Below are 11,761 nucleotides of genomic sequence, written 5' to 3' on the forward strand. Positions count from 1 at the left end.
CCTTCTACACTCATAGACGTCCCATCTAAATGAATACTATCCATTTCTACTTGGAATTTATGGGCTGCTTTTATCGCTACTGCTGTAAATATTTTTGTTGTTCCTACTTGATGATACTTGTCTAGTTCTCTTCCTAGTTTGTCATCATTTAAATGTGATGCTAATACTCCTTCTCCTATTAAATGTTCTGTTGATTTTCCTACGAAAAACTTCTCCAAATAGATATAATGGGGCGCTTAAAAAACGCCTAATCCATTTAAAACTCATTGCTTTTATTACTTGTCCTGGTGTTAGGGTTTCTTTTATTTTTATTCCCACTATTTTATTCACTTCTTCTACCAATTCCATTTCGTCTATTATTCCTGCTACTATTCCCAAATGGTCTATATTTAGGATTTTCATGCCAACTTGAGACTCTTTCATGGTTTTTCCCATCTCTATTTGATTTGATTATTTTAACAAATAAAAGCCTGAAATCTTTGCTAGGCAATCTTTTCAGGCTTTTATTTATGAAAATTTTTAATTCCTAAATTTGCTTTAGTATCTGCGGAATGTGGGCTGAAACGCTGGAGTCGGTTCTGGCGCAAACCTACGGCGATTTGGAAGTTATTATTGTTGATGATGGTTCAACTGATAAAAGTATTGAAATTTGTCGGCAGTTTAAAGATGAGCGAATTAAGATTATTCATCAGCAAAATCGCGGTTTAGCTGGGGCGAGAAATACAGGGATTCGTCACGCGCAAGGGGAGTTTTTAGGTTTTGTTGATAGTGATGATTTATGGTTGCCACAAAAGGTGGAAAAACATCTTCAACATTTGGATAATTCGCCTAATGTTGGGGTGAGTTTTTCCCGTTCTCGATTTATTGATGAGCAAGGTAAACCTTTGGGTATTTATCAAATGCCTAAGTTAACAAATATTACTCCCGAATATCTGTTTTGTCGTAATCCTATTGGTAATGGATCTTCGGTTGTAATTCGCAGGGATGTTTTGACAGCTATTAAGTTTGAAGCCAATCTTCATGGGGAGGTGGAAGATTTCTATTTTGATGATCGTTTTCGTCAGTCTGAAGATATTGAATGTTGGTTGCGTATTGCTTTACAAACAAATTGGAAAATAGAAGGTATTCCTGAAGCACTGACTCTTTATCGTTTAAATAGTGGTGGTTTGTCGGCTAATCTTCTCAAACAATATGAATCTTGGGAACAAATTCTTGTGAAAACCAAAGTTTATAATCCTGAATTTATTGAGAAATGGGGCAATAAAGCTAGAGCCTATCAACTACGATATTTGGCACGACGAGCTACAAGACAAAGAGCCTCACAAATGGCAGTTAGTTTACTAAATCAAGCTTTGGTTACTTATTGGCGGATTATTTTGGAAGAACCTCGACGCACGTTCATCTCTTTGATTGCTGCCTATCTATTATGGTTACTACCGCAATCAATCTACCAGTGGTTAGAGAAATTAATCATGCAAATTACAGGAGCAACTCAGCGACAACGTATTCAAAAGGAACAAATGAGTTAGGAAATAAACTCTTTTTAATCACCAATTACCAATTACCAATTACCAATTATGACAGTTTTATTAGTTTGTTCTTCTGGTGGACATTTTAAAGCTTTGCAACAATTACGTCCTTTTTGGGAAAATCAAGAGCGAGTTTGGGTGACTTTTCGCACTAAAACTACAGAAGCAGAATTAACTGAAGAACAGGTGTATTGGGCTTACAGTCCTACTAATCGAAATCTTCCAAATTTGTGCAGAAATCTGCTTTTATCTTGGCAATTAATTAGAAAAATTCGACCAGATGTAATTATCTCTACTGGTGCTGGTGTTGCTGTCCCTTTTCTGATTTTGGGCAAATTATTGGGTAGCAAAACTGTATTTATTGAATCGGTAACGCGGGTTAATACTTTAAGTTTATCGGCGAAATTAGTTTTACCTTTTCTCAGTGTTTTATATGTGCAGTGGCCGCAATTACAAGCCCGTTATCCTCAAGCTGAACTTGTGATTCCCCAGGAGGTTTTAAGTTATTGAAAAAAGCTTTATCTGTTCAATTAAGGAAAAGTAGGTTTGGTTAAGCGACAGCGCAACTCAATAAAAGCATTGATAATGTTGGGTTTCCTTCCGTCAACCCAACCTACAAAATTTCAGTTTTTAGCTGAACTGTATTACTTCATACCCTATTCCCTCTTTAATTTATGATTTTAATCACTGTTGGTACAGAACAATATCCTTTTAATCGTCTGATGCAATGGGTTGAGGTGTTGTTACAGTCGGAAATGATTCAAGAAGAAGTGGTTGTTCAGTACGGCAACTCCACTATTTTACCGGCTGGTGCAAAGGTTTACCGTTTTCTTAAGGAAGAAAAGTTTCAAGATTTGATTCAGCAAGCGCGAATTGTGATTGCTCATTGTGGTGAAGGAACTTTACTGCTTCTGGATTCTTTGGATAAGCCTTATATTTTGGTTTCGCGCAGTCAAGAGTTTAAAGAACACGTTGATGATCATCAGGTAGAACTTGGTTTAGCACTATCGCAAATTAATGTTCCTGTTGCTTGGTGTCCGGGAGATTTGGTGCGGTTTATAGATGCCCCTAGAAAGGTTTCTATTGCTGATGTTTCTCATGCTAGTGCGCTCGCTCTTTGTCAGAGTTTACAATCTCGTTTTGGTCAAAATCTTAACTAATTTTAAGTAGGTAAACATGATGGCTACTCATACCAATAAAACAATATCGTTAGTGACTTCTCGTTTCAACAATACTCTTTTAGTGCAGTTACCACTGCGATTAACTGTGATAGAAGCTGTATCTTTTCGGGAGTCTTTTAAACAATGGGTAGAAGATACTACTGTTACGAAAATCATCTTAGATTTTGGACAAACTACAATTATTGATAGTAGTGGGATTGGTTCACTTATTACTAATATCAAATCAGCAAAAGCCAAAAATATTCAATTAAATGTTTGGAGTCCTAATCCCCAAGTCAAATTGGCTTTTTCTATGGTTGGTTTGGATAAAATTTTGCATATTGAACCCGATACTGAGGCAATTATCCCTACTGTCAGTCGCAAATCTCAACAGCGTCCACCTTTAACCCATCCTTCCGTGCGATCGCCTATTAAACGGACAATTGACATTGTAGGGGCAATTCTGGGCTTGGGTGTGACTGCTGTGCTGTTTGTTCCCATTGCGATCGCAATTAAACTTGATAGTCCTGGTCCGATACTGTTTAGTCAAACTCGTTGTGGTTGGATGGGGAAACGGTTTCGCATTTGGAAATTCCGTTCAATGGTGACTAATGCTGAAGCTCTCAAATCTACTATTAATAATCAAGCTTCTGGGGCTTTTTTCAAAAATGATCATGACCCCCGCATTACCCGTGTTGGTCGCTTTCTTCGCAAAACTAGTTTGGATGAATTTCCCCAATTTTGGAACATCCTCACAGGAGATATGAGTTTAATTGGTACTCGTCCACCTACTCTAGATGAATTAGAACAATACGAAATCTTTAATTGGCAAAGGTTGGATGTCAGACCAGGATTGAGTGGTGAATGGCAGGTGAATGGGCGCTCAAAAATTCGCAACTTTGAAGATGTGATTAAGCTCGATTTGCGCTACCAAGAAAACTGGAGTCTTGGTTACGATTTTCAACTCATCTTGAAAACATTTGTTGTGGTTTTTAACAAAGATTCAGGGGCTGTATAAGAGATTTTTTTAATTTAAAACAGCTTACCTTTTTACGAAATTTTCATGGACACAAATTTATTACTCCATAATTTTAGTCTACAAGTTGTTAGCGATATTGACGCAATGGCAACAGTTGTAGAATGGTTCGATCAATTCAAAAATACACAGATACCTTATCAAATCTGGCTAGAAGGACAGACTGCTTTACTAGAAGGTTTTACAAATGTAGTGCGTCATGCTCACAGCCACCTTAGTCCTGAAACTCCTGTTGATTTAGAAGTACAAATATCTTCTGAATCTTTCCAAATTCGGATTTGGGATCAAGGTGATATTTTCGATTTAGAAGCAGCCATAGAAAGTTTCAATCAAGAAATCAGCCAAAGCGAATTTAATCCTTTAGATCATGAATCTCAATGGGGTTGTATTTTTTTACTAAGGCTCAGGAAAGACTATGGCTGGATAATTGGTTATACCCGTGATTTGGAAAACAGAAACTGTTTACTACTGCACAAAAAATTGGCTATGTCATGATGCTAAATTGCTTAATTTTCTGCTTTTTGTGATGGGTTTTAAGTACGCTGTAAATTAATACCACCAAATTTCAAGATGTCTATTTCAAGCAAAGTTATGAATTCGCAAGTCAAAGTGATTCAGCCCCAAGGCATTTTTAATAGTAAAAAGGGTAATCAACTCCGCGAAGAAGTGGATGAACTGATAACATCAGATATCAAAACTATTTTGATTGATTTTAAAGATGTTACATTTATGGATAGTTCTGGTTTTAGTGCCTTGCTGATGACGCTAAAAATAGTTCGACAAAAAAATATTAGATTGGTACTTTGTTCTATTAACCAGCAAATAAATATGATCTTTGATATGACTAACACAAATCAATTTTTTGAGGTGTTACCGGATCAGGCATCATTCGTATCTGCTTAATACAGCACTTCCTACTGTTATAAGGTACAAGCCTAGCGGGCAATATGCCCGCACCACAAGGGTTTTATTCTTCCAGTTTGTACCTTTCATGAACAAAATATGCTGCATTGTTTCTGGTTTACCTACGATTTTATACTGAGGAGTTTAAGTTAATGTACGGTTTAGTCAACAAAGCAATTGAAGATATGATTTGCAAATACCACGGTGAAAATACCTGGGAAAGTATCAAGCAAAAAGCTGAACTGGAAGACATAGACTTTTTTATTGGCATGGATGCTTATTCTGATGATATTACCTATCGCTTAGTTGCAGCAGCTTGTGAGGTTTTAGGCATGGAGGCAGAAGAAATACTGCAAGCATTTGGTGAATACTGGGTGACATACACCGCAGAAGAAGGCTATGGAGAACTTTTAGATAGCGCCGGTAACTCTTTAGGGCAGTTTATGGAGAACCTTGATAATCTGCACGCACGAGTCGGCTTGAGTTTTCCCCAACTCCGTCCCCCATCTTTTGATTGCGAACACACCAGCGAAAAGTCAATGGAACTGCACTATCAATCAACTAGGCAGGGTTTAGCACCAATGGTGATTGGTTTAATTCATGGATTGGGAAAACGCTTTCATACAAAGGTAGATATTACCCAAATTAGTTTTCGTCAACAAGGTGCATCTCACGATATTTTTGCTGTTGAATATGACAATTCTCAAGCCTAACCGCTTTCGTGACTATCGGATAAATTAACGAAGTTGTGTTATTGCAAACAACAAAAAATTAAAGTTTTATCCCCATTTAACTAAAGTAAGCTAAGTACCTGTGTACAATTAATTAAACATTTTTAAAATCTGCTTTCTTGCTTTGCTAGAGCAATTTTTTAGGTGTGCTGGTGTATGCAGTTTATAATGGCTATTTATGACAAATGATCGGGTGATCGAATCAAAACAATTCAGTCTTAATCCAGACCAATTTGCAGCTTTGTTTCCCTTTCATTTGGTCATAGATCGAGATATGAAGATTGTCCAAGCAGGTGGAGTGCTTCAGCGCATTCTTGAACCTATCTTAATGCTTGGTAGTTTTCTTGAAGAACATTTCCAAATTAATCGCCCCAATTGTCCAGTCAACTTTGCAGCTATTAGCCAGCATACGCGCTCATCAAAAGCGGGTTCTTCTCCATCACTGTTTCTGTTGCAATCCCATCACAAGGAAATGCAGCTAAAAGGAGAGATAGTGTATTTAGAGGCATCCGATCATCTGCTGTTTCTTGGTTCTCCCTGGATTACCGAGATTACCGATTTAAAAAAACTAGACCTGAAGCTCGATGATTTTCCTCTCTACGACTCGGTTGGAGATTATCTGTTTCTTTTGCAGTCCAAGAATTCGGCTTTGACAGATGCCAAAAAACTCACCGCCAGACTTACATCTCAACGGGCTGAATTACGAGCAACAGCATCAAGATTGAGAACGGTGATTGAAAGCTTACAAGCTGGTGTGCTATTGGAAGACGAAACCCGACACGTTATCCTATCAAATCAGGAATTTTGTGATCAGTTTGGCATTCCCGTTGCGCCAGAAGCTTTACAAGGCGTGGATTGTCAGCAAGCAGCACAGACGAGCAAACAACTCTTTGCTGAACCAGAGAAGTTTATCCAGCGTGTGGATGAGATTCTCAGCCAGAATCAAATAGTTCTCAATGAAGAATTGCCACTGCAAGATGGGCGAATCTTTGAACAGGATTATATACCTATTGTGGTTGAGCAAAAATTTTATGGACATCTGTGGAAATACCACGATATTACCCAACGCAAACAAGCTGAAAATGCACTTCGATTAAGTGAAGAACGGTTAAAGCTGGCTTTAGATGCTGTAGATGAAGGACTCTGGGACTGGAATCTGGTGACTGGGGAAGTTTATCGCAGTCCACGTTGGTTTACAATGCTGGGTTATGCGCCGGAAGAACTAGAAAACAATATCAAGCTGAAAATTCAGCTGATCCATCCAGAGGATCTGTCCCTCATGCAAGAGCGACTGATAGCACATCTCAAGGGTGAGACACCTTTTTATGAGGTAGAAGTTAGGTTTTTAACCAAATCTGGAGAATGGAAGTGGATTCTAGATCGGGGTAAGTTAGTTAGCCGCGATTCTCAAGGTAGAGCGATGAGAATGGTGGGAACCCATCTAGATATTACCGAACGCAAACTTTCAGAAGCTGCACTACAGCAACAATATGAACGGGTGCTACTGCTCAAGCAAATTACTGAAGAAATTCGCCAGTCTTTGCAATGGGAAAAAATTCTACAGACAACAGTGACGGAAGTGCAACGGATTTTGCAGTGCGATCGCGTCGTCATCTTCCAAATTAACCCTGATGGTAATGGCAAAGTTGTCCAGGAGGCAGTAGTTCCCGGATGGTCAGTCACTCTAGACCAAGATATCAATGATCCTTGTCTGAAGGCTGGATACTTTGACTTTTATCGTCAAGGACGGATTACTGTTATTTCCGATGTGGAAACGGCAGGATTTCAACCTTGTCATCTGGAATTTTTACGGCAGTTTCAGGTGAAAGCCAATCTGGTTGTCCCGATTTTAGTGCGGGAAGATTTATGGGGATTATTAATTGCTCATCAGTGCGATCGCCCTAGACAATGGACCCAATTAGAATTAGATCTCCTCAAACACTTGGCTGATCAAATGGGTGTTGCTCTCACCCAAGCACAGTTACTAACTCAGGAAACCCATCAAACCAATCTGTTAGCACTGCAAAATGAAGAACTAAACCTGGCCAAGCAAACAGCAGAGACTGCCAACATGGCCAAAAGTAATTTCCTGGCTACGATGAGCCATGAAATTCGCACCCCTATGAATGCCATCATCGGCATGAGTGGAATGCTCTTGGATACTAGCTTGACTCCTGAGCAACTTGACTGCGTGGAAACCATTCGCAATAGTAGCAATGCACTACTGACGATTATTAATGATATTCTCGACTTTTCTAAGATTGAATCTGGCAAATTAGAGTTAGAAGCACAGCCTTTTGATTTGCGTCTTTGTGTGGAAGAAGCCCTAGATTTATTAGCTCCCCAAGCCGCTTCCAAAGGGATAGAATTGATGTATCAACTAGAACCAAATATACCATCAGTTATTACTGGTGATATTACCCGTTTGCGCCAAATTCTCTGGAATTTAATGAGTAATGCCGTTAAATTTACCAAAATCGGCGAAATAGTGGTGACAATCACAGCTAGGCAGCTAGTTTCAAGTTCTGGACGCTATGAGTTGCAATTTGCAGTCAGAGATACAGGTATTGGCATTCCCCGCGATCGCTTACACCGACTCTTTAAACCCTTCAGTCAGGTTGATGTCTCCATGACTCGACGTTACGGTGGCACAGGCTTGGGATTAGTCATCAGCAAACGGCTGTGCGAGATAATGGGGGGGAGGATGTGGGTAGATAGTCAACCAGATCAAGGTTCGACTTTCTATTTCACTGTTATTTTGCCAGTTGATCAGTCGGCTATTAATAGTCTCACTACTGCTGATCCTGAATTAGTCGGTAAGCGGTTACTCTTAGCAGTCCATAACACCAATTTAAGAAAATGCTTAACGTTGCAACTTCAGAGTTTGGGATTGGATGTCCAAGTTGGGGAATCTAATACTACTATCCTGCAATATCTCTGGCAGCAAAAACCCTTTGCTCTGGCTATCTTGGATATTGATCATCCAGATTTAGATTGTCTCGACCTCACAGCTAAGATTCGTGCTATACCCAAACAGAAGGATTTACCTTTGGTGATGTTGAGTTCTAAAGGTAAGCACACCTTAGAAGTGAAACAGATAGCATCTGAGTTTACTGCTTTTTTACATAAACCTGTGCGTCAGTACCAGTTACACAATACGCTGTTACAAATTGTTCGTGGTAGCTGGTTTACCCAAGGTACTCCCCAGTCTATCATTCCTTCTTACTCTCGGTTGCCTAAACCCCATCTCCCCACCGTTGATAGGAAGTTTGCGGAAAGCTTACCCCTAAAGATTCTGCTAGTTGAAGATATATTAGTTAATCAGAAAATTGCCCTGAAGATGCTGCATCGGTTAGGTTATCGGGCAGATGTGGCTAATGATGGATGTGAAGCCTTAGAGGCGTTGCAAAGGCAACTTTATGATGTGGTATTTATGGATATCCAGATGCCAGAAATGGATGGGTGGGAAACGACTCGTCGTGTTCGTGGGGACTTTTCCCAGGATGCTCAACCTTGGATTATTGCTATGACTGCCCATGCTCGTCCAGAAGATCGCCAAGAATGCCTGAGTATCGGGATGAATGATTATATTAGTAAGCCGATTAGTTTGGAAGGGCTGGAAGCAGTTCTGAAACAGTATGGCACTCAGCAGCATCAAGCCACAAAACCTGTTACAGATGGGGTATTCACCTCCTCTAACCAGCAATCAGTCATTGACCACAGTGTTCTGGAGGGCTTGCGTAGTATGGCAGGGAGTGAAGGCGACCAGTTAATTAGGGAACTGATCCAAGCTTATTTAGAAGATACCCCAATCAGAATTCAGGCAATTAAAAATGCTTTTGCCTCTGAAAATCGAGCTAATCTCAAGAAAGCGGCTCATGCTTTGCGATCGCCCAGTGTTAGTATAGGTGCAGTCAAATTGGGTAAAATCTGTGAAACTTTGGAATATAATGCACAAAATCAATCATTAGCACAAATCGCTGATCTGGTTAATCAAATAGAGAGCGAATATAAAAATGTCATTTCGGTTCTGGAAAGTTTTTATATCAATATCATATCCGATTAAATACTTAGGGAACACAAAAAAATAAATTACCCAACAATAATTTTATGGTGGGTTACGCTGCGCTAACCCACCATAAAAATTAGAGATTTTTTTATTAGGAAGTCTCTTACAGCACATTACAGATAAGTGAGGTAAAGAATCTAAATTCAAAGCCAGACACCAAGCCAATTTTACCCCTGACTCCTGATAGCGTAGCGTGGCGTAAGCTATATTCTTCTGTATCATATCTATTAGGGTAGGTAATTACCAATTATGCTAGAAATATCTGATCATAAAATCAAAATTTTAGTCATTGATGATGATCGAATTATCCAAATAGTTCTTAAACAAGCACTGCAAGGACAGGGATATGAGGTTATTATCGCTTCTAGCGGTGTACAAGGTGTAGAGCAAGCTTATCAGCATCATCCTGCCCTGATTATTTGTGATTGGCAAATGGATGAAATGGATGGCTTAGAGGTATGCCGTATTATTAAATCTGAACCATCTTTATCAACAACATTCTTTATCCTCCTTACCTCACGCACAGCCGTTGAAGATAGGGTTGAAGGTTTAGATAATGGTGCAGATGATTTCTTGAGCAAACCCATTGATGTGAGTGAACTAAAAGCACGAGTGCGAGCAGGACTCAGGTTATATCAAACTAATCAAGAGCTTCAGAGATTAGCTGAAGATTTACAAATTCAGAAACAACTTTTAGAAACGGAATTGCATGAAGCCGCTGATTATGTTACATCTATTTTACCTGAGCCAATGTCAGGATTAGTGACTATTAATCACAGGTTTTTACCTTCTCATCAATTAGGTGGTGATTGCTTTGATTACTACTGGTTAGATGAAGAAAACTTAGTTATTTATCTTTTGGATGTTTCTGGACATGGATTAGCCGCTGCACTCCCTTCCATTTTCGTGCATAATTTGTTGCGTTCACAAACTCTCCCTCAAGCAAATTTCCATCAACCATCTGAAGTTCTCAACGCTTTGAATGAAGTTTTCCAAATGGAAAAACATAACGCCCGTTACTTTACCATTTGGTATGGGGTTTTTAACATTGAGTCTTATCAATTAACTTATGCTACTGCTGGACATCCACCAGCTTTATTGCTTTCTCAATTAACTGACTCTAGTATAGATATCAAACAGTTAATTACTCCCAGTATGCCCATCGGGGCATTTGCAGAAGGAGAATATGAAAATGCTGTGTGTCAAATTCAACCATCTAGTAAAATCTATGTTTTTAGCGATGGAGTTTATGAAGTTGAACTGCCTGATGGTACACTGTGGAAATTGAATGATTTTATCAATTTATTGACTAGATGTAATCATCATTTTATGAATTTAGACGATGTTTTAGCAGCTATTAAAATTGCTACAGCTAGTCAATCATTTACAGATGACTGCTCTTTATTAGAAATAAATTTTGTTTCTTCAGTCTCAATAGACTTATCCTTAATATAAATAGAATGAGATAATAAAAAGCTAGAGTAAAAATTATCTGTAAATGTTGCGGCTTGCAATCATAAACCCTCCGGCTCACAAACAAGAAAATTTCTGACTCACATTAATTGCAATTAAGATTGTGTTCCGGCTCAGATTAATTGCAACCAGGCTCAGATTAAATGCAAATGGGCTTGCAATTATAAATATCGACTCACATTAATTGCAACTGAACTCGCACCAGAAAACTGGTTACAGAATATTCTTTCCGTTGCGAGTGTTAAAAAAGAATTGAAGGTAAAATGGGCATCTCACCTTCCTAGTCCCATAAAATGATCAACTAAAACTCGCAACAGAAATTTTGGATTGACAAAATGCACCTGTTGGATCGCATTGTCCCTAGTTAGGGCTTGCTGAAAAAGTAGAAAAAGGCAAAAAAAATTAACTAGGTAGTTAGGCAAAAGCAAAGATAAGTTTTTGTTGTTTAAAATTAGGCAAAACATCACTTTTTCTAATTGAATTAAAGAAAAAAGAGATTATTTGGAAAAATTGCCATAAAAATCCCCAAAAAACCCTTGATAGTAAGGTAGAAAGATTCATAACTAAAAAAGTAATAGCAATAGCAGTTAGAGAGGTATGAGGAAGTTTAGCCATGACTCTACCCAAACTAAATCTTCGTTTACCCTGCCCAAATTTACCTTCAATACAGTTACGAATACCTTCGTCATAAGCAGCCTGTTTCTTATTTTCTTTACTGACATTTTTAGGTGGTCTTCCCAACGGCGGACCACTAATTCTAATTCCTCTTTCTTGACACCAAGCTCGATTCTCTCTTGTCCGATAAATTTTATCCACATGAACGGATTCAGGATAATATCCAGTGTCAGTTTTGTATGCCT

The 11,761-nt window shown here is 38.7% G+C and carries 10 protein-coding genes and 1 pseudogene; 9 read left to right on the plus strand and 2 right to left on the minus strand.

Going from position 1 to position 11,761, the window contains the following annotated elements:
* Positions 1 to 402, minus strand: a pseudogene (locus FJR38_RS29455) (DUF4277 domain-containing protein); the annotation flags it as partial.
* A gap of 128 nt (positions 403 to 530) precedes the next feature.
* Between FJR38_RS29455 and FJR38_RS26595 the strand changes: the two are divergent.
* From FJR38_RS26595 to FJR38_RS26635, 9 genes are all read left to right on the plus strand, one after another.
* Complete coding sequence (locus tag FJR38_RS26595) at positions 531 to 1,529, plus strand: glycosyltransferase family 2 protein (protein WP_371418305.1); 999 nt, start codon at positions 531 to 533, stop codon at positions 1,527 to 1,529.
* 48 nt (positions 1,530 to 1,577) lie between these two features.
* Positions 1,578 to 2,039 carry a PssD/Cps14F family polysaccharide biosynthesis glycosyltransferase gene (gene pssD, locus FJR38_RS26600; RefSeq protein WP_168499119.1) on the plus strand — a complete coding sequence of 154 codons (462 nt, stop codon included), beginning with the start codon at positions 1,578 to 1,580 and terminating at the stop codon, positions 2,037 to 2,039.
* A 164-nt stretch (positions 2,040 to 2,203) separates the two neighbouring features.
* Positions 2,204 to 2,689 (plus strand): glycosyltransferase, encoded by a 486-nt coding sequence (locus FJR38_RS26605; protein WP_168499121.1) that lies wholly within the window; start codon positions 2,204 to 2,206, stop codon positions 2,687 to 2,689.
* Between the two features lie 19 nt (positions 2,690 to 2,708).
* On the plus strand, positions 2,709 to 3,707 hold the full coding sequence (locus FJR38_RS26610; RefSeq protein ID WP_217359485.1) for a sugar transferase: 999 nt from the start codon (positions 2,709 to 2,711) through the stop codon (positions 3,705 to 3,707).
* 45 nt (positions 3,708 to 3,752) lie between these two features.
* Positions 3,753 to 4,220: an ATP-binding protein gene (locus FJR38_RS26615; protein WP_168499123.1), complete on the plus strand. Its 468-nt coding sequence runs from the start codon at positions 3,753 to 3,755 to the stop codon at positions 4,218 to 4,220.
* 75 nt (positions 4,221 to 4,295) lie between these two features.
* Positions 4,296 to 4,628: an STAS domain-containing protein gene (locus tag FJR38_RS26620; RefSeq protein WP_254445352.1), complete on the plus strand. Its 333-nt coding sequence runs from the start codon at positions 4,296 to 4,298 to the stop codon at positions 4,626 to 4,628.
* A 152-nt stretch (positions 4,629 to 4,780) separates the two neighbouring features.
* Positions 4,781 to 5,341: a heme NO-binding domain-containing protein gene (locus FJR38_RS26625; RefSeq protein WP_168499125.1), complete on the plus strand. Its 561-nt coding sequence runs from the start codon at positions 4,781 to 4,783 to the stop codon at positions 5,339 to 5,341.
* A gap of 196 nt (positions 5,342 to 5,537) precedes the next feature.
* Positions 5,538 to 9,425 carry a response regulator gene (locus FJR38_RS26630; protein WP_168499127.1) on the plus strand — a complete coding sequence of 1,296 codons (3,888 nt, stop codon included), beginning with the start codon at positions 5,538 to 5,540 and terminating at the stop codon, positions 9,423 to 9,425.
* 252 nt (positions 9,426 to 9,677) lie between these two features.
* Positions 9,678 to 10,883, plus strand: coding sequence for a PP2C family protein-serine/threonine phosphatase (locus FJR38_RS26635; RefSeq protein WP_168499129.1), 1,206 nt, complete (start codon positions 9,678 to 9,680; stop codon positions 10,881 to 10,883).
* Between the two features lie 432 nt (positions 10,884 to 11,315).
* On the opposite strand, the gene FJR38_RS26640 is transcribed toward FJR38_RS26635, so the two are convergent.
* Positions 11,316 to 11,761, minus strand: a 446-nt coding sequence (locus FJR38_RS26640; RefSeq protein ID WP_254449598.1) for a transposase, incomplete at its 5' end; no start/stop codon positions are given.

This window comes from Anabaena sp. UHCC 0253, from assembly GCF_009712085.1.
GTDB lineage: Bacteria > Cyanobacteriota > Cyanobacteriia > Cyanobacteriales > Nostocaceae > Dolichospermum.